Origin of the sequence: Providencia manganoxydans (genome assembly GCF_016618195.1) — a bacterium.
GTDB classification, from domain to species: Bacteria; Pseudomonadota; Gammaproteobacteria; order Enterobacterales; family Enterobacteriaceae; genus Providencia; species Providencia manganoxydans.
Window position 1 is genome coordinate 1,845,949 of the sequence record NZ_CP067099.1, and the last position, 26,986, is coordinate 1,872,934.

Annotated in this window: 19 protein-coding genes; 11 read left to right on the forward strand and 8 right to left on the reverse strand. The window is 40.7% G+C overall.

Annotated features, from left to right (window positions below; all coding sequences use genetic code 11):
* Window positions 1–5: 5 nt before the first annotated feature.
* Both nuoM and nuoN read left to right on the forward strand, forming a co-directional pair.
* Window positions 6–1,526: an NADH-quinone oxidoreductase subunit M gene (gene nuoM, locus JI723_RS08125; protein ID WP_070929239.1), complete on the forward strand. Its 1,521-nt coding sequence runs from the start codon at window positions 6–8 to the stop codon at window positions 1,524–1,526.
* A 6-nt stretch (window positions 1,527–1,532) separates the two neighbouring features.
* On the forward strand, window positions 1,533–2,996 hold the full coding sequence (gene nuoN, locus JI723_RS08130) for an NADH-quinone oxidoreductase subunit NuoN (RefSeq protein WP_272579944.1): 1,464 nt from the start codon (window positions 1,533–1,535) through the stop codon (window positions 2,994–2,996).
* A 56-nt stretch (window positions 2,997–3,052) separates the two neighbouring features.
* On the opposite strand, the gene JI723_RS08135 is transcribed toward nuoN, so the two are convergent.
* Window positions 3,053–4,060 (reverse strand): alpha-xenorhabdolysin family binary toxin subunit B, encoded by a 1,008-nt coding sequence (locus tag JI723_RS08135; protein WP_337979911.1) that lies wholly within the window; start codon window positions 4,058–4,060, stop codon window positions 3,053–3,055.
* 13 nt (window positions 4,061–4,073) lie between these two features.
* Window positions 4,074–5,276 (reverse strand): alpha-xenorhabdolysin family binary toxin subunit A, encoded by a 1,203-nt coding sequence (locus JI723_RS08140; RefSeq protein ID WP_319066618.1) that lies wholly within the window; start codon window positions 5,274–5,276, stop codon window positions 4,074–4,076.
* Between the two features lie 812 nt (window positions 5,277–6,088).
* Between JI723_RS08140 and JI723_RS08145 the strand changes: the two genes are divergently transcribed.
* From JI723_RS08145 to menE, 6 genes are all read left to right on the forward strand, one after another.
* Window positions 6,089–7,414, forward strand: coding sequence for an isochorismate synthase (locus tag JI723_RS08145; protein WP_140187283.1), 1,326 nt, complete (start codon window positions 6,089–6,091; stop codon window positions 7,412–7,414).
* Between the two features lie 127 nt (window positions 7,415–7,541).
* Window positions 7,542–9,215, forward strand: a complete 1,674-nt coding sequence (gene menD / locus JI723_RS08150) for a 2-succinyl-5-enolpyruvyl-6-hydroxy-3-cyclohexene-1-carboxylic-acid synthase (RefSeq protein ID WP_272579946.1) — start codon at window positions 7,542–7,544, stop codon at window positions 9,213–9,215.
* Window positions 9,215–9,979, forward strand: a complete 765-nt coding sequence (gene menH / locus JI723_RS08155; protein WP_070929244.1) for a 2-succinyl-6-hydroxy-2,4-cyclohexadiene-1-carboxylate synthase — start codon at window positions 9,215–9,217, stop codon at window positions 9,977–9,979. Before menD ends, menH begins: the two co-directional genes overlap by 1 nt.
* 12 nt (window positions 9,980–9,991) lie before the next feature.
* Window positions 9,992–10,849: a 1,4-dihydroxy-2-naphthoyl-CoA synthase gene (gene menB / locus JI723_RS08160; protein WP_140178631.1), complete on the forward strand. Its 858-nt coding sequence runs from the start codon at window positions 9,992–9,994 to the stop codon at window positions 10,847–10,849.
* Complete coding sequence (menC, locus tag JI723_RS08165) at window positions 10,849–11,820, forward strand: o-succinylbenzoate synthase (RefSeq protein ID WP_272579947.1); 972 nt, start codon at window positions 10,849–10,851, stop codon at window positions 11,818–11,820. The genes menB and menC overlap by 1 nt, the downstream gene beginning before the upstream one ends.
* The gene (gene menE, locus JI723_RS08170; protein WP_272579948.1) at window positions 11,808–13,208 is read left to right on the forward strand and encodes an o-succinylbenzoate--CoA ligase; all 1,401 of its coding nucleotides are present in this window, start codon (window positions 11,808–11,810) and stop codon (window positions 13,206–13,208) included. Before menC ends, menE begins: the two co-directional genes overlap by 13 nt.
* A gap of 180 nt (window positions 13,209–13,388) precedes the next feature.
* Here menE and JI723_RS08175 read toward each other — a convergent pair whose 3' ends face one another.
* A complete protein-coding gene (locus tag JI723_RS08175; RefSeq protein WP_272579964.1) occupies window positions 13,389–14,828 on the reverse strand; it encodes a catalase in 1,440 nt (479 codons plus the stop codon).
* A gap of 324 nt (window positions 14,829–15,152) precedes the next feature.
* On the opposite strand from JI723_RS08175, the gene JI723_RS08180 reads away from it, so the two are divergent.
* Window positions 15,153–15,701, forward strand: a complete 549-nt coding sequence (locus JI723_RS08180; protein WP_070929247.1) for a YfaZ family outer membrane protein — start codon at window positions 15,153–15,155, stop codon at window positions 15,699–15,701.
* A gap of 70 nt (window positions 15,702–15,771) precedes the next feature.
* On the opposite strand, the gene tyrP is transcribed toward JI723_RS08180, so the two are convergent.
* Window positions 15,772–16,929 (reverse strand): tyrosine transporter TyrP, encoded by a 1,158-nt coding sequence (tyrP, locus tag JI723_RS08185; RefSeq protein ID WP_420704848.1) that lies wholly within the window; start codon window positions 16,927–16,929, stop codon window positions 15,772–15,774.
* A 486-nt stretch (window positions 16,930–17,415) separates the two neighbouring features.
* Between tyrP and JI723_RS08190 the strand changes: the two genes are divergently transcribed.
* Entirely contained in the window at window positions 17,416–18,756 is a 1,341-nt protein-coding gene (locus tag JI723_RS08190) for an anaerobic C4-dicarboxylate transporter (RefSeq protein ID WP_070929249.1), read from the forward strand.
* A gap of 234 nt (window positions 18,757–18,990) precedes the next feature.
* On the opposite strand, the gene yfaE is transcribed toward JI723_RS08190, so the two are convergent.
* From yfaE to ubiG, 4 genes are all read right to left on the reverse strand, one after another.
* Window positions 18,991–19,257, reverse strand: a complete 267-nt coding sequence (yfaE, locus tag JI723_RS08195) for a class I ribonucleotide reductase maintenance protein YfaE (RefSeq protein WP_070929250.1) — start codon at window positions 19,255–19,257, stop codon at window positions 18,991–18,993.
* A 2-nt stretch (window positions 19,258–19,259) separates the two neighbouring features.
* Complete coding sequence (nrdB, locus tag JI723_RS08200) at window positions 19,260–20,396, reverse strand: class Ia ribonucleoside-diphosphate reductase subunit beta (RefSeq protein WP_070929251.1); 1,137 nt, start codon at window positions 20,394–20,396, stop codon at window positions 19,260–19,262.
* An 11-nt stretch (window positions 20,397–20,407) separates the two neighbouring features.
* Complete coding sequence (gene nrdA, locus JI723_RS08205) at window positions 20,408–22,699, reverse strand: class 1a ribonucleoside-diphosphate reductase subunit alpha (protein ID WP_070929252.1); 2,292 nt, start codon at window positions 22,697–22,699, stop codon at window positions 20,408–20,410.
* A gap of 341 nt (window positions 22,700–23,040) precedes the next feature.
* Complete coding sequence (ubiG, locus tag JI723_RS08210) at window positions 23,041–23,763, reverse strand: bifunctional 2-polyprenyl-6-hydroxyphenol methylase/3-demethylubiquinol 3-O-methyltransferase UbiG (protein ID WP_070929253.1); 723 nt, start codon at window positions 23,761–23,763, stop codon at window positions 23,041–23,043.
* A 298-nt stretch (window positions 23,764–24,061) separates the two neighbouring features.
* On the opposite strand from ubiG, the gene gyrA reads away from it, so the two are divergent.
* On the forward strand, window positions 24,062–26,665 hold the full coding sequence (gyrA, locus tag JI723_RS08215; RefSeq protein ID WP_272579950.1) for a DNA topoisomerase (ATP-hydrolyzing) subunit A: 2,604 nt from the start codon (window positions 24,062–24,064) through the stop codon (window positions 26,663–26,665).
* Window positions 26,666–26,986 lie beyond the last annotated feature (321 nt).

The window sequence follows — 26,986 nt, forward strand, 5'->3', positions numbered from 1 at the left end:
GCGCCATGCTATTACCTTGGCTAATACTCATTCCCTTCATCGGAGGCCTGCTAAGTTGGCAGGCTGACCGATTCAGCCATCGTGCACCTCGTTGGGTTGCGCTGGCTTCAATGGGAATAACATTAATATTATCAATCCAGCTGTGGTTGCAGGGAGATTATTCTCTGGCAAACCCACAAGGCATCCCACAATGGCAAGCCGTATTCTTTATGCCGTGGATCCCATCGCTGGGGATTAATTTCCATCTTGCTATTGATGGTTTATCGCTACTGATGGTGGTATTGACCGCGATTATGGGTGCTTTCTCAGTACTCAGTTCATGGAGCGAAAACCAAGCTAACCAAGGTGCTTATCACTTTAACCTGTTGTGGATTATTGCAGGGGTGATGGGGATCTTTACGGCTGTTGACCTGTTTTTATTCTTCTTCTTTTGGGAAATGATGTTGATCCCAATGTACTTCCTGATTGCGAACTGGGGGCACAAAGGGGCAGAAAACAGACAACATATTAATGCAGCAACTAAGTTCTTTATCTACACACAAGCCAGCGGCTTGATTATGTTAGTGTCGATTGTTGGATTAGCATTAGTCCACTTCGGTGATACTAGCGTGTGGACATTTAACTACAATGAGTTGCTTGGCACTCAGATGTCTAGCACTGTTGGCTTTATGCTAATGTTAGGTTTCTTTATTGCCTTTGCAGTGAAAATGCCGTTAGTTCCATTCCATGGGTGGATGGCAGATACGCAAGAACAGTCTCCAACGGCGGGTTCTGTTGATATCTCAGGTATCATGTTGAAGACAGCCGCTTATGGCTTGCTGCGCTTCACTTTACCTCTGTTCCCTGAAGCGTCTATTGAATTCACACCAATTGCGATGACACTCGGTGTGATCAGCATCTTCTATGGTGCTTGGTTAGCGTTTAAACAGACGGATATCAAACGATTAGCTGCCTACAGTAGCTTGTCTCACATGGGATTTGTCACTGTTGCTATCTATGCAAGTTCAGTACTTGCGTACCAAGGTGCGGTGATCCAAATGATCACCAATGGTCTGTCAGGTGCGGCATTGATTATTATCAGTGGCCAGCTGTATGAACGCACACAGACTCGTGATATGCGCATGATGGGCGGCTTGTGGAAACGGATCAAATGGTTACCGGGTTTGTCACTGTTTTTTGCTGCTGCAACATTAGGTATGCCGGGAACAGGTAACTTTATCGGTGAATTTATGATCCTGTTCGGTACATTCAGCCAGTTCACCTTAGTGACTTGCATTATGGTCTTTGGTGTGGTGTTTGCGTCTGTTTACTCATTGTGGATGATGCAACAAACTTACTATGGTACACCAAAGTCCGAAAGCGAAATGAAAGGGTTAACTGCACGTGAATTTGGTGTGCTGCTAGCTCTGGCTGTATTACTGGTTATCATCGGTTTCTTCCCTCAACCGCTGTTAGATACTTCAGCGGGTGCGATGGAAACATTACATAACCTGTACACTGCTTCACTTACAACATTAAGGCCGTAATTCGCCATGACAATAACACCTCAACAATTGATCGCAATACTCCCGCTGTTGATCGTCGGATTGACGGCGGTGGTTGTGATGCTGTCCATTGCGTGGCGACGCGATCATCTAACAAGTGCCACATTGACAGTATTTGGCTTCGCAGTTGCGCTGCTATCACTGTTCTTTATTGCTGATAGTTTGCCAATGGAAGTCACTCAGCTTATTCGTGTTGATGGCTATGCAATGTTCTACACTGCACTAGTCTTGATTGCGGGTATGGCAACAAGCATCTTCGCCTTCCATTGGTTGGAAGGTTTCAACGACAACAGAGATGAATTTCATTTGCTGCTGACAATTGCAGTGGCAGGTGGCGTATTACTTTCAATGTCTAACCACATGGCATCAATGTTCATTGGTATCGAGCTGATTTCGTTACCTCTGTTCGGCTTAGTGGCTTACACATTTGAGCGTAAACGTTCGCTGGAGGCAGGTATCAAGTATATGGTGCTATCTGCTGCCGCTTCTTCTTTCTTGTTGTTTGGTATCGCGTTACTGTATGCAGAATCAGGTAGCCTGAGCTTCTCTGCGGTGGGCCAGAGCCTCACTGACAGCCAAATCCATGCCCCACTTGTATTAGTCGGTCTAGGTATGCTGATCGTTGGGTTTGGTTTCAAACTGTCTCTGTTCCCATTCCAATTATGGACACCTGATGTTTATCAAGGCGCACCAGCTCCTGTAGCGGCATTCTTAGCAACAGGCAGTAAGATAGGGATCTTTGCCGTATTGATGCGTATCTTTATGGAAGCACCAGCAGCGCAAAGTAATACCTTAGCGATTGTGGTAAGTGTGATAGCGATAGCATCTATTCTGTTTGGTAACTTGTTGGCTATCACTCAGAAAAGTGCAAAACGTCTGCTTGGTTACTCATCAATTTCGCATATGGGATACCTGCTTGTTGCGTTAGTTGCATTACGCGTTGACCCAATTGCATCGCAAGTGACAGTGGCTATTTATTTAGCAGGCTATTTATTTGCAAGTTTAGGTGCGTTTGGTGTGATTAGTATTGTATCTAGCCCGTACCGTGGTGATGACCAAGACGATATAAGTGCTTTCCGTGGTCTGTTCTGGCACAAGCCAGTATTAGCCACTGTGCTAACCGTGATGATGCTTTCTTTAGCAGGGGTGCCGATTACATTAGGATTTATTGGTAAATTCTATGTGATTATCTCTGCGGTGAATGCGGAACTATGGTGGTTAACTGGTGCAGTCGTTGTTGGTAGCGCTATTGGTTTGTTCTATTACCTACGCTTTATGGCAAGCTTGTATAGCCGTGATGCAGAGCATGCAGATCGTTATACTGGTCCTGCAAAAGCCACTTTTGGTACTGTTGTAGCAGTAATTTGCGCTATCATCGTTATCCTAATGGGTGTATGGCCACAACCTCTGATCAATATCGCTTCAAGTGCATTAGCAGTAATTAGTTTGTAATTAATACAGTTGATTATTGCTAAACAGAGCGGCTACCTTTGAGTAGCCGCTTTTTTTTAATCGGCTAATTGGCGCTGATATTGATATTCTGTCTCAAGGATAAAATCCATAAAAGTATTACAAGATTTTATCGCTTTATGGATATCCATTATTTCTTCATTTAAACAATGATTTATATAATCAATCCATTGTTGTAAATAACTCTGTAGCTGTTGGAAGTTTTCGATAATACTGTTTTTATTTTTTTCTATTTTCGTGACATCACCGGCTAATGTCAGTAAATAATCCAGTTTATTACTACGTTCACTATATTCTCTAGCTTGTTCCCTTAAAACAAATAACTGGTCGGTTAAATATAATCGAGCATCAACGAGTTTCATGAAATCTAAGCCATTATCAATAATAACCAAAAGACGTTTGGCACAATCGATCGCTAATTTTATCAAATCTTTCTTTGACGGTGGAATATCCATTGACTCAATGACAGAAATCTCTGGAAAAATTTTATCAAACATATCAGAAAGTCGATAATTTAATATGACTTCTTCAGCCTTAATAATAATATTCATATCTTGAGTGAATTCTGCTGTCTTTTTATTATTGTTTTCAATGGATATTAAAAGATTTGCTTTTTTCTGAGTATAATAATGGTGTTTTAGTTGATTTATTTCATCAAGTTCCAATACTGATAGAAAATCGATAGTTGTACGCAATGGTGTCTTTAATTTGATAATTTCATCTTTAAGATCAGCAAGGTCATCAATAAACTCGATGGTTTCTAGTTCATTGAGGCTTTTTTGATATTGATTGGTTTCATGATATGCGAAACTATTGTACATAGTACTGTTTATGATGTAGCGAGTTTTTAATTTCATGATAGGGAGTGAGTTTCTAACTAACTCATTTAGATGACTGGCTTGGTTAGATATTCTTTTTATTTGATTGAAAATAATAGGGTCATAATTAATAATGCTTTGATTATAATTTTTAATTTTATTAGTTAGCATTCTTACTTGATAAATTTCAATTTTAGGTAAAACAGGAGTCGTTGCAATAGTATACATATGATTACCTTTATTAAACCTGAGAAGATTTAGTTAGCTGAACATCAAATAGTTCGACTAGTTGATCTGCATATATTTGAACTGAGACCCATGCAGTGATAATTTTTTTAAAACGGGCAATGAATTTAAGAAGATTTTCAGCATTATCGATACGAGAGAATGTCTCTATCGATTGGTTAATTTCTGTTAATATCACGAGCCACATATAATCTAAATGGTCAATGGCTAAGCGGGCATCTTTAAAATGGCCTTCAATTTTTTGTAGATTAATTTGAATATCAAGGATTGTTTTCTTCATAAAACGGTCACGGTTAATTTTTTCATTTAATTCACTAATTTGATTTATTAACCCATTTTTCCTGTGGCGAACTTTTTCTGCTTGGCTACCAAATATTCCTCCTGTGATGATTAAACCGATAAGACCACCAGCAAGCCCTGTAAAACTGAGTTTAACAAAATGTTTATATTCTTTTTCGAGGATCATCACTTCGTGTTTAAGCGCTGAGATCTTTTCAATTAGATTAGATTCTGTATGAGTATCATCAGTAGAATCTAATTGCATATAAATCGATTTAATTTTAAAAAGTAAAGAATCGACTTCTTGATTGTTAGATAAATTCCCTCCGATAATATGTACTCGAAAATCAGAAATAATATTTTTTATCTTTGATGTCTTATCTGCTTGATTTAAAATATCATCTTTTATAAAACCTAGAATGCTGAGTAATTCTGTAGCAATCTGTTGATCGTCATTTTGATATCTTATATTTCGTAGTTCTTCTGCAGAGAGTTCATCTAAGCTGTTTGCTATTTGTTGGACAATTGGCATGTGATTAATATAATCGACTATTTGATTACCTGTTTGAACAATATTTCGGCTAGTTAATGATAGATTAATCGCTTGCTGTTTTACTTGTTGTTCAACATTATCCCAAGTTTTTGCATGACTATTAATTAGTTGGATAGTATTTGTGAGGTGGCTGATTTCAAGCGGAAAGTTTGCTGAGCTACTAATTTTAAACCATGACAAGATATCGTGAGAAGAAGTGGGTAATGTTAATGCAAAGTTGATGTATTTATGAATATTGATAAGATCGAGTTGAGTGAAAATTCCGGGGGCACGGGCAGAAAGAGGATCTTGGTTAGTTAATAATGCAAGCGTTACATTTCCTATATTTTCTTTTTCAATTATTTTATCATAGTTTGTATCACTCATAATGATTGGTTTCCAATTTAATAACGGGTTAATATAATAGGTATATAATCTCTTAACTCATAGCGACTCGTCATATTTTAAGTTTGTATTTGAATCGTTTTTTTATTTATTATTTAAAAATAAAATAGAAAAACATTAATATTCTATGCTCTATGACGTAATGTATTAATTTAGATTTATTTATACCCAGTGAGTAGTGACTAAACTACTTGAATATTTGTAGGATAGAAGATAATAAAATATGAGAATATATATTAGAAATTGACGTATTAATATAATCATCATTGGTTTTACTTCCAATCAATCAATAGAGTATTGTATATATTATAATATAGTTAGTGATACTTAACTCAGATCTCTATTATTTTAATTTAAAAATGAAAATGTCTATTTTTTCTTCATCCACTGAATAATTTATCTCAACATAATTGAGATTTATTTGAATTGTGCAAATCGCTATCGTTGTCAAAATTGTTAATAGCGATAACTTAATTTGATTTAGGGGAGGTTAATGCTCATTCTTATTACGATATGCGTATTAATTAGTCATCGTATTTTCATGTTTATTGGGGTAATAAATGCTAAGTTAGTGATGAAATTTGATATAAATCAAAGAGATTCAATTTTAAATTTAGCCATAATATACAAATAGATAGACTATATCTTGTTGATAAAATAGGAAGCTATTGTTAAAGCAAATTTGATTTTTTTATTGGTAACACCTATTGTCAGGAATAATGAATGTGTCAATAAATTATATTGCACTATATAATTACCTACAGTCTTTGTGGGGATGGCAGTAGGGATCTAAAGTGGCATATAAAAAAATAGATAATTTAGTAACTGGAATTCTTCAACAACTGTCAGAATTGGTATTGAATAATCAAAATTTGACTCGTTTATGCTGGAAAGTTGAGGGGCAATCAGCTTTTCCAGGGCTTGAATGGCTATCTGAACAGCCTTGCTACCCACAATTTTACTGGTATCAACGTACTGGTACTGATGAATGTAGTGCAATTGGCACTGCATGTGAATTTAATGATATTGATGCAGCAGAAGCTTTTCTCTCCGCTAATGCAGATTACCCTGATATGCGTCTATGGGGGCTAAATGGCTGGAATGCATTTGGCGATGGCATCACAAAAGCTGATAAACAGAATGCAGCTTATTATTTTTTACCGCGTTTAGAAATTTTTCGTCAACGTTCATCAATCACCATCACTATTAATATCGTGGGGGAACAGGATCGCTTGGCTGCGATAGAATTTCTAAAGCAGCTTAAACCTGTTACATCATCAGTTCTTCCTTTAGATGCACGAATCATAAGCTATGAGCATTCACCAGAAAAAAAACAATGGTGTGAATTGTTGAGCGATGCAATTACCCGCATGAAATCTGGCCATATGGAAAAGGTGGTGATGGCACGGGAGACTAAGCTCACTTTGTCAAAATCCGTATCAGTGGCTGAATTTTTATTGGCTAGCCAACAAGTGAATCATCAATGTTATCATTTTATGATGGCGTTTGATAAACAGTCGGGTTTTTTATCATCTACACCTGAACGCCTGTATTTGCGTCAAGGAACCCAATTAAATTCTGAGGCATTAGCAGGTACCGTCGCTAATGATATGGATGACAATATTGCGGCACAAAATGCAAAATGGTTGATGGAAGACAGTAAAAACCAGCATGAAAACTTAGTTGTCGTTGATGATATTTGCCAACAACTACAAGGTATTGTCACAGGAATTGACGTCTCTCCAGCGAAAATAATTCGCTTACGTAAGATCCAACATCTATACCGTTCGATTGCGGCAACGCTGATCTCTTCATCAGATAGCGAATGCCTTCAACGATTACAGCCTACCGCAGCAGTGTGTGGCTTACCTCGCGCAGTTGCACGACAATTTTTAACTGAACATGAGCCTTTTTCTCGGCGTTGGTATGCCGGAACGGGAGGCTTCGTTAGTCTTAATAAAAGTGAATTTGCAGTTTCATTACGCTGCGCTCAAATTGAACATCAAAAATTGTCGCTATTTTCTGGTGCAGGTATCGTCAGCGATTCTGATCCCGAACAAGAATGGATTGAAATTGAAAACAAGGCTGCGGGCTTAAAATCATTGCTTGAACAGGATTAATATCCTTATTCATATAGTGGTTATTTTCTTTTGCTTTCAATTAGTTCACTAAAAATTGTTCTAAGATCAAGAAATTTTTATTAAGCGCATTACACTTGTTGATAATAAATAACTTACTGAGCTTATTATGTCGAATTCTGTTTTTAATATGCGTTGGGCTGAGATTATTATCGAAGCGCTGACCCGTCATGGCATGAAACATATTTGTATTGCGCCCGGCTCGCGTTCTACCCCTTTGACTTTAACTGCGGCAAAGAATAACAAATTACATTGTCACACGCATTTTGATGAAAGAGGGTTAGGGCATCTTGCATTAGGTTTAGCAAAAGCGAGTTTAGCGCCTGTTGGTGTGATCGTAACTTCAGGCACCGCAGTGGCTAACTTATATCCATCTTTGATTGAAGCAGGCTTAACGGGTGAAAAAATCGTTTTTCTCACCGCAGATCGACCACCAGAGCTCATTGATTGCGGCGCAAACCAAGCTATTCGTCAGACACATATATTTGCTTCGCATCCTACGCAAAGCTTGATGTTGCCAAGGCCAACAGAAGATATTTCTGCAAAATGGCTAGTCAGTGCTATTGATAATGGCATGAACTTGTTACACCAAGGTGCATTTCATATTAATTGCCCATTTGCAGAGCCATTATACGGTGAGACAGACGGAGCCTATGAGTGGCAACAACAGTTAGGTGATTGGTGGCATTCAAATTTACCTTGGTTAAGTGAACCTTTAACAAATACCGTTGCGCATATTTCAGATTGGTACTTTTGGCGCCAAAAAAAAGGTGTCGTGATAGCCGGTAGAATGAATGAACAGGACGGCCAACGCGTTGCTGACTGGGCTAAAATGCTTGGCTGGCCATTAATTGGTGATGTTCTTTCGCAAACAGGGCAGCCTTACCCATGTGCAGATCTCTGGTTAGCTCATCCTCAAGCTCAAGATTGGCTGAAGCAAGCGGAATTAGTGGTGCAATTTGGTTCAAGTTTAACCGGTAAACGCTTACTTCAATGGCAGGCTCAATGCCATCCACAAGAATACTGGATCATTGATACGATCCAAGGGCGTCTTGACCCAGCAAATCATTATGGTCGAAAATTAACCTGCTCTATCAAAGGCTGGCTTGATGAACATCCTGCACAACCGCGCGGTACTTGGTGTGATGGTTTATTAGCATTAGCAGAACGTACGCAACAGCATGTCACAGAGCAATTACAACATCAATTTTCTGAAGCTGCGGTTGCGCATCAGCTACCACAACTTTTGGCACCAAAAGGGCAATTATTTGTTGGTAATAGCCTTATTGTTAGGCTAATTGATGCATTTGCTCAATTACCTGCTGAATATCCGGTTTATAGTAATCGAGGTGCGAGTGGTATCGATGGGCTAATTGCCACGATGGCGGGCGTACAACGAGCAACAGCAAAACCGACATTGGGCATTGTTGGTGATCTTTCTGCTCTGTATGATCTCAACAGTTTAGCATTATTGCGAGAACCTTCTGCTCCAACCATTTTGATTGTAGTGAACAATAATGGAGGGCAAATTTTTTCGATGCTGCCAACGCCTGAAAAAACACGACAAGATTACTACTGCATGCCACAAAACGTTCATTTTCAGCACGCGGCCTTGATGTTTGGCTTGCAATATGAGGCACCAAAAGATTGGTTATCATTACTCAATGTTGTTGAGCAGTTTTGGCATAATCAACAAGGTACGTTATTGATCGAATTAGTTGTCGATAGTGATGAAGGGGCGCGCACATTCAAACAGTTACTTGATGAAGTAGGTAACCTTTGATGTTAGCGGCCTACCGTGATAATCAACACCAATCAGGACCGTGGCTGATTTGGCTACATGGATTACTAGGCAGTGCTGATGAATGGCAACCTATTGTTGATCTCTGTCCAAATTATCCCTCTCTGCGTATAGATTTACCGGGGCACGGAGCCTCTAGCTCCATAGATTGTCATGGTTTTGCTGATTTTGATCAGCAGCTAGCTCAGGTAATACAACATCATGGTATTTCACAATATTATCTTATTGGTTACTCATTGGGTGCGCGTTTAGCAATGCACTATGCATGTTACTATCAGACTGATGGACTATGTGGTTTGATTATTGAAGGCGGAAATGTCGGGCTAAATGAGGTTGCTCTGCGTGCTCAAAGAGAGAAAAACGATCATCAATGGGCGCAACGTTTTCGTTTTGAGCCGATTGAAATAGTGCTAAATGATTGGTATCAACAAGCGGTTTTTGCTCATTTAACCGCTAATGAACGCCAACAATTAGTATTATTACGCCAGCAAAACAATCCTCAATCGGTTGCGAATATTTTAGAAAATACCTCATTAGCCAAACAACCTTTTTTAGCCGACAAGCTATCTGAGCTCTCGATACCATTTCGCTATTTTTGTGGCGAACGAGACCAAAAATTTCGAAGCGTTTCGCAACAATATGCTTTGCCGATTACGCTAATTAACAATGCAGGGCATAATGCTCATCGTGAAAATCCGCATGACTATGCAACTGCGCTTCACCATTTTTTATCACTTTGTGGTTAAAGGAACCTGATAATGATTTATCCTAGCGAAGAAAAGCTCTATGCTCCGATTGAATGGCAAGATTGCTCTGAGGGGTTTGATGATATTCTGTATCATAAATCACCTGAAGGGATTGCAAAAATTACCATTAACCGTCCGCAAGTACGTAATGCATTCCGCCCACAAACCGTGAAAGAGATGATCCAAGCGTTGTCTGATGCACGTTATGATGACACGGTAGGCACCATTATTTTGACTGGCGCAGGTGAAAAAGCCTTCTGTGCTGGTGGCGATCAAAAAATCCGTGGTGACTACGGCGGCTACCGTGATGAAAGTGGTACACACCACCTTAACGTATTGGATTTTCAACGCCAAATTCGTACTTGCCCTAAACCGGTTGTTGCGATGGTGGCAGGCTTTGCCATCGGTGGCGGTCACGTACTGCACATGATGTGTGACCTGACGATTGCCGCAGAGAACGCCGTATTTGGTCAAACAGGGCCAAAAGTCGGCTCCTTTGATGGTGGGTGGGGCGCTTCTTACATGGCACGTATTGTTGGCCAGAAAAAAGCTCGTGAAATTTGGTTCTTATGCCGTCAGTACAATGCACAAGAAGCATTAGATATGGGGCTGGTGAATACGGTTGTTCCTTACGCTGAACTGGAAAAAGAAACAGTGCGTTGGTGCCGTGAAATGTTAGAAAATAGCCCAATGGCATTACGTTGTTTGAAAGCAGCTTTAAATGCAGATTGTGATGGACAAGCTGGTTTACAAGAACTTGCAGGTAATGCAACTATGCTGTTTTACATGACCGAAGAAGGTCAAGAAGGCCGTAATGCCTTTAATGAAAAACGTGCGCCTGACTTCTCTAAATATAAGCGTAACCCATAATGCGTAAGGCAACACTTTACGCGTTTAGCCTGCCGATGGAGGCAGGCGTTATCCTGCGTTACCAACGCCTAAAAACTCGTGATGGGTTGCTGGTTCGCTTAGAGGATGGGGAGAACGTAGGTTGGGGAGAGATATCGCCCCTTCCTGAGTTTAGTCGAGAAACATTAGCTGAAGCCACCGAAGAAGCAAAACAAAAGTTGACGGAGTGGGTAAGTGGGCAGCTTTTGATAGATAGCCTTTTACCATCGGTTGCTTTTGGTTGCAGTTGCGCCTTAGCTGAATTGTCAGGTGAACTACCCGAGCAAGCAGACTACCGTAAAGCGCCACTGTGTAGTGGTGATCCTGACGACCTTATTTTACGCCTTGATGCAATGGAAGGTGAAAAGATTGCTAAGGTCAAAGTTGGGTTGTATGAAGCGGTACGTGACGGTATGGTCACTAACTTGCTGCTAGAAGCGGTACCTGACTTGAAATTACGTCTTGATGCAAACCGCAGTTGGACAAGAGCCAAAGCGGAGGGTTTTGCGAAATACGTTAATCCTGAATATCGTCACCGCATCGACTTTCTTGAAGAGCCTTGCAAAACTCGGGAAGAGTCACTGCAATATGCCGCAGATACGGGTATTGCCATTGCGTGGGATGAAAGTGTTAGAGAAGCTAATTTCAAAGTCGAAGCGCAAGCAGGGGTAGCTGCGATAGTGATCAAGCCTACGCTCACTGGGAGTTTAACCTATTGTCGTCAATTGGTGACTGAGGCACATCAACATGGTTTGCAAGCGGTGATCAGCTCATCAATAGAAACGAGCTTTGGGCTAACACAATTAGCTCGTATCGCACATCAGCTAACACCGCATACGATACCGGGGTTAGATACACTTGATTTAATTCAATCTCAATTAATTAGAACTTGGCCTAATAGCTCACTTCCGGTTACACAGCTTGATGAATTAACAATCGAATGGCAGAGTTAACACGTTTTAATGACTGGCCTTGGCAGCACTGGGCTAGTCAACAACCTAGTGCTATTGCATTGCTAACGGATGATAGCGCTTTGACGTGGTTGCAGTTATCCGAAAAAATTACCGCGCTTGCTGAGTGTTTTTATCAGCAGGGGCTACGTAATAGCCAGACTGTTATCTTACGCGGGAAAAATAGTCCACAACTGCTCTTAAGCCAATTGGCTATATTACGTTGTGGTGCAAAGGTGTTACCTCTGAATCCACGACAACCTGAATTATTACTGAAAGATTTATTACCGCACCTCGATATTGATTTCGTTATTGACTTTGATGATGGATTACTCAATTTATTTTCATATCCCGAATTACAATTTATAGAGACGAATCCTTCTTATCCGCAGCAGATAAGCCATTTGCCATGTTTTGATCATGTGATAGAACAGCCCGCCACCCTGATCTTAACGTCAGGCTCGACAGGATTGCCCAAAGCGGCGCTGCATAGTATGCATGCGCATTTTGATAGCGCTAATGGTGTGTTACAGGCAATGGACTACCAAATGAATGATTGTTGGTTGTTATCGTTACCGCTATTTCATGTTTCTGGGCAAGGTATTTTATGGCGTTGGTTATTGCGTGGCGCTAAATTAGCAGTTAAATCAGCATGTTTAATTGAATCGTTACAAGGGGTCAGTCATGCCTCTTTGGTGCCAACACAATTATGGCGACTGCTTGAGCAAACAGAAAGTCGTTCATTAACCCTAAAACAAGTTTTGTTAGGTGGTGCGACAATACCGACATCATTAACTGATTTAGCCGCAAGCAAAGGAATTGATTGCTGGAGTGGTTATGGCATGACAGAAATGGCTTCAACGGTGTGTGCTAAACGTGCCGATGGTAGAAAAGGGGTCGGCCAGCCTCTTAGTGGTAAACAAGTCAGATTAGTCGACAATGAAATTCAAATTAAGTCGCATAGCCAAGCCCTTGGTTATTGGTTTGATGGGAAAATAAAACCACTCAATACGCTTGAGGGTTGGTTGAAAACTAATGATAAAGGAGCTTATATTGATGGTGAATATCAAGTGCTTGGGCGATTAGATAATCTGTTTATCAGTGGTGGTGAATGTGTCCAACCAGAAGATATTGAAGCCGTTATTAATAGCCATCCTGCGGTAAAACAGAGCTTTATTATACCAATTGATGATAAAGAATTTGGGCAACGAGGAGTGGCAGTGGTGGATGTCAGCGAGACACAGATATTAAGTGAGATTGCGGATTGGTTAAAAGACAAACTCACGCCATATCAATTTCCTGTACATTTCTATCGACTTGAAAGTCAGTTAAAAAGCAGTGGCATTAAGGTCTCTCGAAAGCAGGTCAGAGACTGGGTATACAATCAATAATGAGAGTTAAATAATTAGGGCTCTAATATATACTCTTTATATTTCAAGTTGCAGGGAGCTGACCGTGCTACGCTCACCGAGGCATAGAGTTATCTATGCAGCCCAGCAGCCTTCGCTTGTCTTCTTCCTGCATCTCGAACTATTTAGAGCATAGAGCCCGAACTTAATTTTTATCTAACGTTATTTAAGTGCATTAAGCGCTTTTTCAACACCTGCACCGTATTCAGGATGCACCTTTTTAAACAAATCAATTTGGCGTTTTTGTGTTTCTTCAGACGCTTCAATTAATTCACCTGCTAGGCGTTTGAACATGCGTTGATGTTCTGCATCATCCAGTAATTCATATAAAGCACGAGGCTGGCTAAAGTAGTCTTCATCTTCACGATGGTTCCAATGGTCAGCAGCGCCTTCAATCGTCAGTGGTGGTTCACTGAAATTAGGCTGTTCTTGGAATAAGCCAGCACTGTTTGGCTCATAAGTCACACCATTACCACTATTGCCATCAACACGCATTGCACCATCTCGATGGTAATTATGGAACGGGCAGCGTGGGGTATTAACAGGGATCTGATGGTGGTTAACACCTAAGCGATAGCGATGTGCATCACCATATGAGAACAGACGACCTTGCAGCATTTTATCAGGTGAGAAACCAATACCTGGAACGATGTTCGCTGGGCTAAATGCAGCTTGCTCAACATCCGAGAAGTAATTGGCAGGGTTACGGTTTAATTCAAAATAACCAACATCAATCAGTGGATAATCTTTATGTGGCCAAACTTTAGTGAGGTCAAATGGATTATAAGGTACTGTTGATGCTTCTTTTTCTGGCATAATTTGGATCTGCAAATTCCAACGTGGGTAATCACCTTTGTTGATCGCATCAAACAGGTCTCGTTGTGAGCTTTCACGATCTTTACCAATAATGGCTTCGGCTTCTTCATCCATTAGGTTAGCAATGCCTTGTTGACAGCGGAAATGGAATTTAACCCAAAAACGTTCATTATCATTATTGATAAAGCTATAGGTGTGGCTACCAAAACCATGCATATTACGATAGCTACGTGGTAAACCACGGTCACTGACATCAATGGTTAGCTGGTGGAGAGATTCAGGTAAGTGAGAGAAGAAATCCCACTTATAAGCCATTGAGCGCATATTGCTATACGGACAACGTTTAACAACGTGGTTTAAGTCAGGGAATTTTAGAGGGTCACGTAAATAGAAAACAGGGGTATTATTACCAACCAGATCCCAGTTCCCTTCTTCGGTATAGAACTTCAGTGCAAAACCACGGATATCGCGTTCAGCATCAGCAGCGCCTCGTTCACCTGCGACTGTTGAAAAACGTGCAAACATATCGGTTTTCTTACCAACGGAAGCAAAGATTTTAGCGCGGGTATAGCGGGTAATGTCATGAGTTACGGTGAAAGTTCCAAATGCACCTGAACCTTTAGCATGCATACGGCGTTCAGGGATCACTTCGCGGTCAAAGTGAGCCAATTTCTCTAAGAACCAAACATCTTGCAATAACATTGGGCCACGTGGGCCAGCGGTCATTACATTATTATTATCGACAACAGGTGCGCCAGACGCAGTCGTTAGGCCTTTCTTTTTCATCACAATACTCTCCAGTGAGTTATAGACAATAAAACCAATAAATCCTTTTAATGCAGTTTATATCATATAAATTGATAAATTATGCATTATTATCATTCAATTATAGTTGATTGGTTGAAGTATAACTAATTTGTCGTATCGATTGCTGTGATAACTAATTAAAAATGATTATAAATAGAGATTGGCTTGAGCTAAGTGATACTCATTTCAGTAGTTATTGGTTGTTTTTTAGTAATCATAAAGTAAAAAACAGTAATAACTGCTGAGAATAGTGATTATATATTGTAATATTATTACTATAACTTCTATTTATGGGGCAATAATATGCGTAAAGGATTATTTCTCGCTGCTGCTGCGGCGTCATCACTGATGTTTGTTGGGACAGCACAAGCAATCTCGGTAAATGCAAGTGCAGGTGAACATTATACTGAATTAAGCGCTGGTATTGGTACTAAAGGTTCTGGCCTAGCATTTGATGGTTCATGGGCGCGCAGTGATCATAACGGTCAAATGGGTAGCTTAGGTGCAACTTTTGGTTTACCACTGGGGCCATTCTCTGCTTATGTTGGCGGTAAAGCGCTATATTTATCTCCTGAAGATAATAAAAACGGTATGGCACTAGCGGCTGGTGCAGGTTTAGGCTGGCAAGCTCTACCTTCATTAAATATCTATGGCGAAGCTTATGGTGCGCCTGCTTCGTTAACTTCGGGTAGTGATGCTTATACTGAAGCAAAAGTGGGTGCTCGTTACACGGTATTTAAACCTTTATCCGTTGATGCAGGTTACCGTATCATCGATATTAAAGGTAATCACAACAACCCAAACAACAAAATTGCTGATGGTTGGTATGTTGGTGCAGGTTTAAGTTTCTAATAAATCTGTTCTAAAAGAAAAAACCTGTACCGTTTTATTAACGGTACAGGTTTTTTTATGGGAGAGATATTTAACCTACATTAGGTAAAAAACCGGCCACAATAGCAAATTGGATCACAATCACAGCGATACCACAAAGTAGCACAACACCTAAAACAGCCGAACCACCTTTGACCTGATAGTGAGGTTTGTCCGTTGGCTTTTCTGTTGCTCTGACTCGCATGGTTAATAATGCAGGGATGATCAGTGCTAATACTGACAATGCCACTGCTGCATAAGTTAACGCTTGCACAAAACTACTGAAAAATAATGCGGCAAGTAGTGGTGGCAAAAAGGTTAATAACGTCGTTTGCATCCGACCAAAGAAATGATTACTACGCTTGAATAAGTCAGCTAAATAATCAAACAAGCCGAGTGCGACTCCTAAGAATGAAGTGGCGAGAGCAAGATCCATAAACAGGCTCACTGCAATGTTGACTCGTGGTGTTGCGACAACATCTCGGATTGCCGTCAATAGGCCATTAAGTCCAGCCTCTTGAGCCAAAATACCTAAAAAGGTGCTAGATGGGATTGAACCTAATGTGGCGATTTGCCACAGAATATAGGCGATCAGAGGGATCGCGCTTCCTGTAATAAAAATGAGACGTAATTTACGTACATCACCATTCATGTAATTAACTAGACTAGGCACACTGCCATGAAAACCAAAAGAGGTAAAAATCACAGGAACAGCGGCTAGGAGCATCCCTTTCTCGACAGGCATCGACGCTAAGTTGACAGATTCAACATGAGGCATCATAACGGCTAACATAATTACCAGAAAAATAATTTTAGCAGTAAATAGTAAGCGGTTAATAAAATCGACAGAATGGGTACCGATACAAACTACCGTACCACCAATCACGGTAAATAGAATGATTGCGCTTTCGGTTGAAATTTGAATATTCCACCAAGACGAAAGACTGTCGGAAATTAATACGCCTGCACCGCCAATATAAGCGGTCGTGAGTGCATACATTAATAATAGCATGCTAAGGCCAGTGACGATTTGGCCTATTGGACCTAGGTATTTTTTAGCGATAGAGCCTAAACCCATATCAGGTGGATTATGTTGATAAACTTCAACCAACAGTAATGAGGTATAACTCATTAACATCCATAAGCCTACAAGTAAGCAAACGATACCTGTGAAACCGACACCCGCAGCGGCTAGTGGCATTGCCAGCATCCCTGCACCTATTGTTGTTCCTGCAACGATTAAAACGCTACCTAGCGTGCGATTTTTCACAAATTCCTCTGATTAAAAGTCATAGATTAATAAGCTGTGCAGATTATGCGATCTGCTTTTTTCTGTCAAATCTAAATTACATTTGATGTAAACATATATTTACGATGGTGGGGTTTATTGAGCTTAAGTGATGAAAATAACTGCGAATAGTTTTAGGTAACTAATTAATTAGAGTTATGAAATTAGATCATTAAAGGTGAATATATATGGTTTATAATGTTAATATGTCTTTATTAATCGACTGATTTATATGGATATTTTAACTTAACAGAACAGTATGGCAGTAACTTAAGATAAATATTGTGATGTAATGCCGAAATCGCATTGAAAAATAAGATTAAATTCTTTTACTAATTAATATAAATCAACAATTTGCCAATCTTTCATCCTGATAATGTAGATAAACATTAATTAAAGGATGAACTTATGGACTTTCTGATACAACTCGCCATTATTCTTGTCTGCTTGTTCTACGGAGCAAGAAAAGGGGGGATGGCATTAGGGCTGTTAGGTGGTGTTGGGTTGGTAATACTGGTGTTTGGTTTTGGTCTACCGCCTGGAAAACCGCCTGTTGATGTTATGCTTGTTATTATTGCTGTTGTTGCCGCATCAGCAACCTTACAAGCATCAGGCGGTTTGGATGTCATGCTGCAAATTGCAGAACGACTACTACGTAAAAATCCAAAATACATTTCTATTGTGGCACCTTTTGTGACATGTATCTTAACCATTTTGTGTGGTACAGGGCACGTGGTGTATACCATCTTACCGATTATCTATGATGCCGCGATCAAAAATAATATCCGTCCAGAAAGACCGATGGCGGCCAGTAGCATTGGTGCACAAATGGGGATCATCGCCAGTCCTGTTTCTGTTGCAGTGGTATCATTAGTAGCGATGCTTAATGGTGTCACTATTAATGGCAAATCATTAGAATTTTTAGATTTATTAGCAATTACCATTCCATCTACGCTGATCGGGATACTGGCTATTGGTATTTTTAGCTGGTTTAGAGGTAAGGATTTAGATAAAGATCCTGAATTCCAAAAATTCATCTCAGTGCCAGAAAACTATGAGTATGTTTATGGTGACAGCGCGACTTTACTTGATAAGAAATTACCAAAAATTAATTGGGTTGCGATGTGGATTTTTTTAGCATCCATCGCTGTTGTTGCCATTTTGGGCGCAGTTTCTGAATTAAGACCTTTGGTTAATGGTAAGCCACTTTCCATGGTACTCGTGATCCAAATGTTTATGCTGTTGGCTGGTGCACTGATTATCATTATTTGTAAAACAAACCCGGGGCAAATATCTAAAAACGAAGTATTCCGTTCAGGGATGATAGCAATTGTTGCGGTGTATGGTATCGCATGGATGGCAGAAACCATGTTCGGCGCACATATGGATGAGATAAAAGGCACCCTTGGCGCATTAGTCAAAGATTTTCCATGGGCTTACGCAGTCATTCTATTATTAGTTTCTAAATTTGTTAACTCACAAGCGGCAGCATTAGCTGCGGTGGTGCCGATTGCGTTAGGTATTGGTGTTGATCCCGCCTATATTATTGCATCTGCGCCTGCTTGTTATGGTTATTATATTTTACCAACTTACCCGAGCGATCTTGCTGCCATTCAATTTGACCGTTCAGGAACAACTCGGATTGGTAAATTTGTGATTAACCACAGTTTCATTTTACCGGGTTTGATTGGTGTGGGTGTTTCTTGTGTGTTTGGCTGGGTATTTGCGGGTTTGTACGGCTACCTATAATGCATAAAATAATCACTTCTAAAGTGATATGAGTATGTCAGACTACCGTTGAATAAATGATATTTTACGGTAGTCATTTAATTTTTTGATAAATTGATTTTAATGGGATTTCTTTAATCTCAAACAAAATTTTTGCTGTTTTTTAGCGTGCCCTTAAGAAAGGTTTGACTGCTCGATGGATAGTGCGATGGTGACAATCAAACACTTTTTTACTTGGTTCTGTCAGTGTGCTACTTATTGATTGATTTCAATATCAGAAAGAGGGTGGCAGCAACAAGGTAGGATTTCTCCATTTTGGACAAAGGCCAAAGGCTTTTGTTTATAACCCACTTTCCCTTTTAGAAGCATGACCTTGCATGAACCACAGTAACCTTCTCGGCATTGAAACTCGACAGGTATACGGCTGTCTTCAAGTGCATCGAGCAAGCTAGTGTGGATCTCGGTATGGTAGGGGACTTGCACACCCTGCGAAAGCCGCAGGGTGACTTTATGGCTAGCCATGATTAGAGTTCAAAATCACTCAGGTCATCAGTATTGACTTCAGAGTCAATCTGACCGACCAGATAGGAGCTGACTTCAACTTCTTGTGGCGCAACTTGAACGTTATCAGAAACTAACCATGCATTGATCCAAGGAATTGGATTTGAACGTGCTTCGAATGGTAGTTTTAAACCAACAGCTTGCATACGAATGTTGGTGATATATTCAACATATTGACACAAAATGTCTTTGTTCAAGCCAATCATTGAGCCTTCGCTAAATAAGTATTCAGCCCACTCTTTTTCTTGCTCAGCCGCATCCACAAACAGTTTATAGCATTCATCTTCACATTCTAAGGCAATTTCTGCCATTTCAGGATCGTCTTGACCTGAACGCAGTAAATTTAGCATATGCTGTGTACCAGTGAGATGCAATGCTTCATCACGGGCAATCAATTTGATGATTTTAGCATTACCTTCCATCAGTTCACGCTCTGCGAAAGCAAATGAACAGGCAAAACTGACATAGAAGCGAATGGCTTCCAGTGCGTTAACACTCATTAGGCACAGATACAGCTGTTTTTTCAGAGCGCGTAATGACACCGTAATTTGCTTACCATTGCAGGTGTGAGTGCCTTCACCAAACATATGGTAATAATTAGTCATTTCAATCAGTGTATCGTAGTACGCTGAAATATCACGAGCACGCTTCAGAATTTCTTCATTTTCAACGATATCATCGAAAATCAGTGCCGGATCATTCACGATATTACGAATAATATGAGTGTAAGAGCGTGAATGAATAGTTTCTGAGAATGCCCAAGTTTCAATCCAAGTCTCTAATTCAGGAATTGAAATCAAAGGCAGCAGTGCTACGTTAGGGCTGCGACCCTGAATAGAGTCAAGCAGCGTTTGGTATTTCAAATTACTGATGAAAATATGCTTTTCATGATCAGGCAGTGCATTGTAATCAATGCGATCGCGTGAAACATCAACTTCTTCTGGGCGCCAGAAAAACGAAAGCTGTTTTTCGATTAACTTTTCGAAAATCGGATACTTTTGCTGATCAAAGCGAGCTACGTTAACAGGCTGGCCGAAAAACATCGGCTCCAGCAATTGGTCATTTCTCTTTTGAGAGAAGGTTGTGTATGTATGTGACATGACAATTCCTATTAAATTTTACACGCGCCGCCTTCACAATCTGAATCAGCTGACTCAACAACTTCTTCCAGATCACCTTGAACATCTTCCGCGCCATCACGGGTGTTATGGTAGTAAAGTGTTTTCACACCAAACTTATAGGCGAGCAATAAATCTTTTAGCAATTGATTCATTGGTACTTTGCCAGTGGTAAAACGCGTTGGGTCATAGTTAGTATTGGCAGAGATCGACTGATCGATAAATTTCTGCATAATACCGACTAATTGCAAATAGCCGCTGTTTGAAGGCATTTGCCATAATAACTCATAAGCGCCTTTCAGATTCTCATAATCAGGAACAACTTGGCGTAAAATACCATCTTTCGATGCTTTAATACTGATATAACCACGAGGTGGCTCGATACCATTCGTTGCGTTAGAAATCTGTGATGATGTTTCAGATGGCATCAACGCAGACAATGTTGAGTTACGCAGGCCATATTGTTGAATATCTTTACGCAATGTTTCCCAATCAAAATGTAGAGGTTCATTGGTCAGTTTATCCAACTCTTTTTTATAGGTATCGATTGGTAAAATACCTTGTGAATAAGTGGTTTCATTGAACCAAGGGCAAGCCCCTTGTTCTTTTGCCAGCTCGTTAGAGGCTTTCAATAGATAATATTGAATGGCTTCAAACGTTTTATGTGTCAAATTATTGGCACTGCCATCAGAATAGCGCACGCCATGCTTAGCTAAATAATAAGCATAATTGATAACACCAATACCTAACGTACGACGACCCATTGCACCTTTTTTCGCAGCAATGATCGGGTAGTCTTGATAATCTAATAACGCATCCAGAGCACGTACAGCCAATACTGCCAGCTCTTCTAATTCGTCAAGGCTATCAATCGCGCCTAAGTTAAAGGCAGATAGCGTACAGAGCGCAATTTCGCCTTCTTCATCATTGATGTTATTCAATGGCTTAGTTGGTAATGCAATTTCTAAACAAAGGTTAGATTGACGTACCGGTGCCACTTGAGGATCAAATGGGCTATGCGTATTACAATGGTCTACGTTTTGAATATAGATACGGCCAGTTGAGGCGCGTTCTTGCATCATCAATGAAAACAGTTCAACCGCTTTGACGCTAGTTTTACGGATAGTTTCATCTTGCTCATAAGTCACATATAAGCGCTCAAATTCATCTTGATCAGCAAAGAATGCATCATATAGTCCCGGTACATCTGATGGGCTAAACAGAGTGATGTCTTGGTTTTTGATCAAACGCTCATACATTAGCTTGTTGATTTGAACACCGTAATCCATATGGCGTACACGGTTACCTTCAACACCACGGTTATTTTTCAGGACTAATAAGCTTTCAACTTCCAAATGCCACAGTGGATAGAACAGTGTCGCTGCACCGCCACGAACACCACCTTGCGAGCACGATTTAACCGCTGTTTGGAAATGCTTATAGAAAGGAATACAACCTGTGTGGAATGCTTCACCACCACGAATTGGGCTGCCTAGCGCACGGATACGGCCTGCGTTAACACCGATCCCAGCACGTTGTGAAACATACTTAACAATCGCACTTGAGGTTGCGTTAATTGAATCTAGGCTATCGCCACACTCAATCAGTACACAAGAGCTGAATTGGCGAGTAGGAGTACGTACACCAGCCATAATAGGGGTTGGCAATGAGATTTTAAATGTTGATGCCGCATCATAGAAACGACGAATATAGTCAAGGCGTGTTTCTTTCGGATAATGTGAAAACAGGCATGCCGCAACTAAAATATACAGGAATTGCGCGCTTTCATAAATTTCACCCGTAACACGGTTCTGAACCAAGTACTTACCTTCAAGTTGTTTGACGGCAGCATAGGAGAAATTCATATCACGCCAATGGTCAATAAAACCATCCATTTGCTCGAACTCTGCTTGTGAGTAGTCTTCCAGCAAATGCTTATCATATTTGCCCATTTCAACTAGGCGTTTGACGTGTTTATACAGTGTTGGCGGTTCAAATTGACCGTACGCTTTTTTACGCAAGTTGAAAATAGCAAGACGCGCGGCAAGGTACTGATAATCAGGGGTATCACCAGTAATCAGGTCTGCTGCTGCTTTGATCATGGTTTCATGAATATCGGAGGTTCTAATTCCATCATAAAACTGAATCTGTGAACGTAACTCCACCTGTGAAACAGATACGTTACTTAGGCCCTCAGCGGCCCAGGTTATTACCTTGTGGATTTTATCGAGATCAATGCGTTCTTTATGTCCATCACGTTTTGTGACTAACAGACTCTGGTTCATGAGCAAGTACACCTTGGTTGGCCTACAAATAGAAATAGCACATCCCTAACAATAAAAAAACTCATGGTGTGACCCTATGAGGCTTGTAGTGTTAGAACTGAATTACATACTATATGTAGTGGTTTGTTGATTTTACAATAACAAGATAATGTTAATGTACATTTTTAGCAAGTGCACAAATCTGAGTCTTCTGTGGATAACTTTTGGGATAAAAAAAATCACCATGTCGGTAAGCTGCACTAGAAAAGGAATTCTATTAATCGAAGCTCGATACATGGTGATAAAAATAAATTTTGTAAATGGAGTTTGTTTGCTGGTTTCTTAAACGCAACGCTTGCTATTTATTCGCTGACAGTATGCAACATATAATTGACGTCTACATTCGGTCCTAAATAGAATTTATCCTTCAAAGGGTTGTAATGTAACCCAATGATATGATTGTCTTTTAGTTGCGTGTTATCAACCCAGCCAATGAGTTCAGAAGGACGGATGAATTTCTTCGCATCATGGGTTCCTTTTGGCACCATTTTCATTACATATTCAGCCCCAACAACCGCCATTAGCCATGCTTTTTTGTTGCGGTTAATCGTGGAAAAAATGACATGCCCACCGGGTTTGACTAATTTAGCGCAAGCACGAACGACAGACTCAGGATCTGGAACATGCTCAAGCATCTCCATACAGGTGACTACATCATAGGCTTGTGGATATTTATCGGCATGTTGTTCAACGGTCTCTTGAACATATTCAACAGGGATCCCCGATTCTAATGAATGTAATCGAGCGACCATCAATGGTTCTGCACCCATATCAAGGCCTGTGACATTTGCACCTTCACGCGCCATGCTTTCCGATAAAATTCCACCACCACAACCCACATCCAACACTTTTTTACCAAACAAACCATCGACACGCTGCATGATATAGCCAAGACGCAGTGGATTGATACGATGAAGTGGTGCAAATTCGCCTTCTAAATCCCACCAGCGAGAAGCAATAGCTTCAAATTTTTCAATTTCCTGTTGGTCGACGTTTTGATAGCTTGGGGTTGATGTCTCATTCATGAATGGAGCTCCTGTTTCTAGATAGCTGTCCGAACGTTATACTCACCATATTCAATTTGTAGCACTTCGTGGCACATTGAATTATTTAGAGTATAAAATAGGCATTTATTGGTACCATAAACGGTTTTTTGTTGCTCTTACGCAATAAACTCGATGCTTGCGGACACATAAGGATATTTTTCGGCTATTATACATGGCTTGAAAGACAAATACTCACTTCTCATTTTTTTTATTAAATTGGCGAATTGTGGTATAGTTCTAAACCTTTGAATCCGAAGTTATGAGGGACAGTGGTTCCATGAGCGACATTGCCAGAGAAATCACACCGGTCAATATCGAAGAAGAGCTGAAGAGTTCGTATTTGGATTATGCGATGTCCGTTATTGTCGGTCGCGCACTTCCAGATGTTCGAGATGGACTGAAGCCAGTACACCGCAGAGTTTTATTTGCGATGAATGTATTGGGAAATGATTGGAATAAACCCTATAAAAAATCTGCCCGTATAGTCGGGGACGTTATCGGTAAATACCATCCACATGGTGATAGCGCTGTTTACGAGACAATTGTTCGTCTTGCTCAGCCTTTCTCTATGCGTTATATGTTGGTAGATGGTCAGGGGAACTTTGGTTCAGTTGACGGAGACTCCGCAGCTGCGATGCGTTATACGGAAATCCGTATGGCGAAAATTGCCCATGAAATGTTGGCGGATCTTGAAAAAGAAACCGTTGATTTCGTCCCAAACTATGATGGTACTGAGCAAATCCCAGAAGTGATGCCGACGAAAATCCCTAACCTTTTGGTTAACGGATCGTCAGGTATTGCCGTGGGTATGGCAACTAACATTCCTCCACATAATTTAGGAGAAGTGATCAGCGGTTGCCTAGCTTACATTGAAGATGAAAATATCAGCATCGAAGGTCTCATGGAACACATTCCTGGGCCTGATTTCCCTACGGCTGCCATCATTAATGGTCGTCGTGGCATTATCGATGCTTATCGAACAGGTCGCGGTAAAGTTTATATTCGTGCTCGTGCCGAAGTCGAAGTTGACGAAAAAAATGGTCGCGAAACTATTATTGTCAATGAAATCCCTTATCAGGTAAACAAAGCACGCCTGATTGAAAAAATCGCCGAGCTAGTTAAAGAAAAACGTGTCGAAGGCATCAGCGCACTGCGTGACGAGTCTGATAAAGATGGTATGCGCATTGTGATTGAAGTTAAGCGTGATGCGGTGGGTGAGGTTGTACTTAACAATCTATACTCATTGACTCAGCTACAAGTGTCTTTTGGTATCAACATGGTTGCTTTACATCAAGGCCAACCTAAGATCCTTAACTTAAAAGACATTATTGCTGCTTTTGTCCGTCACCGTCGCGAAGTGGTCACTCGTCGTACCATTTTCGAACTACGCAAAGCACGTGATCGTGCGCATATCCTCGAAGCATTAGCGGTTGCACTAGCAAACATTGACCCAATTATTGAATTGATCCGTCAAGCACCTACACCAGCGGAAGCGAAAGCTGGATTAGTTGCACGTCCTTGGGAACTGGGCAATGTTGCTGCAATGTTAGAGCGTGCTGGTGATGATGCTGCTCGTCCTGAATGGCTTGAAGAACAGTTTGGGGTTCATGATGGTAAGTACTATCTAACAGAACAACAAGCGCAGGCAATTTTGGATTTGCGTTTGCAAAAACTAACAGGGCTTGAGCATGAAAAACTGCTAGAAGAGTATCGTGACCTTCTGAAACAAATTGAAGAGTTACTGTTTATTCTACGTAGCCCAGAGCGTCTGATGGAAGTGATCCGCGAAGAGTTAGAAGCGATTCGTGATATATATAATGATGCCCGCCGCACTGAAATCACAGAGAATACAGCTGATATCAATATCGAAGACTTGATTAGCCAAGAAGATGTTGTTGTGACGTTATCTCACCAAGGCTATGTGAAATATCAACCATTGTCTGATTACGAAGCTCAGCGCCGTGGTGGTAAAGGTAAATCCGCTGCCCGTATCAAAGAAGAAGATTTCATTGAGCGTTTACTGGTGGCGAACACCCATGACACTATTTTATGTTTCTCAAGTCGTGGTCGTCTCTATTGGATGAAGGTTTATCAATTACCAGAAGCTAGCCGTGGTGCTCGAGGTCGACCAATCGTCAACTTGCTGCCTCTTGAGCAAGATGAGCGTATCACCGCTATTTTACCTGTTCGCGAATATGAAGAGGGTTATTATGTCTTTATGGCAACCGCTAGCGGTACTGTGAAGAAAACGCCTCTGCAAGACTTTAGCCGCCCAAGAAGCGCCGGTATTATTGCCGTTAATCTTAATGAAGGCGATGAACTCATTGGTGTTGATTTAACTAATGGTTCAAACGAAGTCATGCTGTTCTCTGCTCAAGGTAAAGTTGTACGTTTTGCTGAAGATGCGGTTCGCCCTATGGGTCGTACAGCAACCGGGGTTCGTGGTATTCGTTTAGTCGATGAAGACAAAGTCGTTTCACTGATCATTCCACGAGGTGAAGGCCATATTCTGACAGTCACTGAAAATGGTTATGGTAAACGTACTGCGGAGCAAGAGTACCCAACAAAATCACGTGCAACTCAAGGTGTTATCTCTATTAAGGTGAGTGAGCGTAATGGTAATGTGGTTGGTGCTATCCAAGTTGATGAAACTGACCAAATTATGATGATCACTGACGCGGGTACATTGGTTCGTACACGCGTTGCTGAGGTAAGTGTCGTTGGTCGTAATACTCAAGGGGTTACCCTGATTAGAACGGCAGAAGACGAGAAAGTTGTTGGTCTACAACGTGTCGCAGAAACAGAGGATGATGAAACTTCTGATGAAGAAGGGGGAGATGAAACCTCTAGCAACGATGTAGATGCTAACACATCTGAGTAAGTTATCAGGTTATTAGCTTACAATTAACGGGCGGCTATTTTGGCGCCCGTTTTGCTATCTACTATCAGCCTCTTTAACAGTTATCGCTTTTTGTAAGTTGTATCAGGTATACTTTAAATTATTCGAGGTGCAGCTAGGCGACAAGTGAATGAGTCGCTAGGAGCCTACAAAAGTAGATGACTGGCGTGAATGTGCGGCGTCACCATACCTCAACGCAAAGCGCTGCAACTTGGAGCACGACGAGTATACTCAATAACAGTGATATAGCCCCTATTTAGGATAAAGATTGAGATATTTACCATCATTTAGGACATCATTAAG

Excerpts from the sequence above, each read along its gene's own strand:
- yfaE (WP_070929250.1), bottom strand. The coding sequence starts at position 19,257 with ATGGCTAGCCATAAAGTCACCCTGCGGCTTTCGCAGGGTGTGCAAGTC.
- nrdA (WP_070929252.1), bottom strand. The coding sequence starts at position 22,699 with ATGAACCAGAGTCTGTTAGTCACAAAACGTGATGGACATAAAGAACGC.
- menD (WP_272579946.1), top strand. The coding sequence starts at position 7,542 with ATGTCGAATTCTGTTTTTAATATGCGTTGGGCTGAGATTATTATCGAA.
- nuoN (WP_272579944.1), top strand. The coding sequence starts at position 1,533 with ATGACAATAACACCTCAACAATTGATCGCAATACTCCCGCTGTTGATC.
- menH (WP_070929244.1), top strand. The coding sequence starts at position 9,215 with ATGTTAGCGGCCTACCGTGATAATCAACACCAATCAGGACCGTGGCTG.
- nrdB (WP_070929251.1), bottom strand. The coding sequence starts at position 20,396 with ATGTCACATACATACACAACCTTCTCTCAAAAGAGAAATGACCAATTG.
- JI723_RS08190 (WP_070929249.1), top strand. The coding sequence starts at position 17,416 with ATGGACTTTCTGATACAACTCGCCATTATTCTTGTCTGCTTGTTCTAC.
- JI723_RS08180 (WP_070929247.1), top strand. The coding sequence starts at position 15,153 with ATGCGTAAAGGATTATTTCTCGCTGCTGCTGCGGCGTCATCACTGATG.
- JI723_RS08140 (WP_319066618.1), bottom strand. The coding sequence starts at position 5,276 with ATGAGTGATACAAACTATGATAAAATAATTGAAAAAGAAAATATAGGA.
- menC (WP_272579947.1), top strand. The coding sequence starts at position 10,849 with ATGCGTAAGGCAACACTTTACGCGTTTAGCCTGCCGATGGAGGCAGGC.
- JI723_RS08175 (WP_272579964.1), bottom strand. The coding sequence starts at position 14,828 with ATGAAAAAGAAAGGCCTAACGACTGCGTCTGGCGCACCTGTTGTCGAT.
- menE (WP_272579948.1), top strand. The coding sequence starts at position 11,808 with ATGGCAGAGTTAACACGTTTTAATGACTGGCCTTGGCAGCACTGGGCT.
- ubiG (WP_070929253.1), bottom strand. The coding sequence starts at position 23,763 with ATGAATGAGACATCAACCCCAAGCTATCAAAACGTCGACCAACAGGAA.
- tyrP (WP_420704848.1), bottom strand. The coding sequence starts at position 16,929 with ATGCTGGCAATGCCACTAGCCGCTGCGGGTGTCGGTTTCACAGGTATC.
- nuoM (WP_070929239.1), top strand. The coding sequence starts at position 6 with ATGCTATTACCTTGGCTAATACTCATTCCCTTCATCGGAGGCCTGCTA.
- menB (WP_140178631.1), top strand. The coding sequence starts at position 9,992 with ATGATTTATCCTAGCGAAGAAAAGCTCTATGCTCCGATTGAATGGCAA.
- gyrA (WP_272579950.1), top strand. The coding sequence starts at position 24,062 with ATGAGCGACATTGCCAGAGAAATCACACCGGTCAATATCGAAGAAGAG.
- JI723_RS08135 (WP_337979911.1), bottom strand. The coding sequence starts at position 4,060 with ATGTATACTATTGCAACGACTCCTGTTTTACCTAAAATTGAAATTTAT.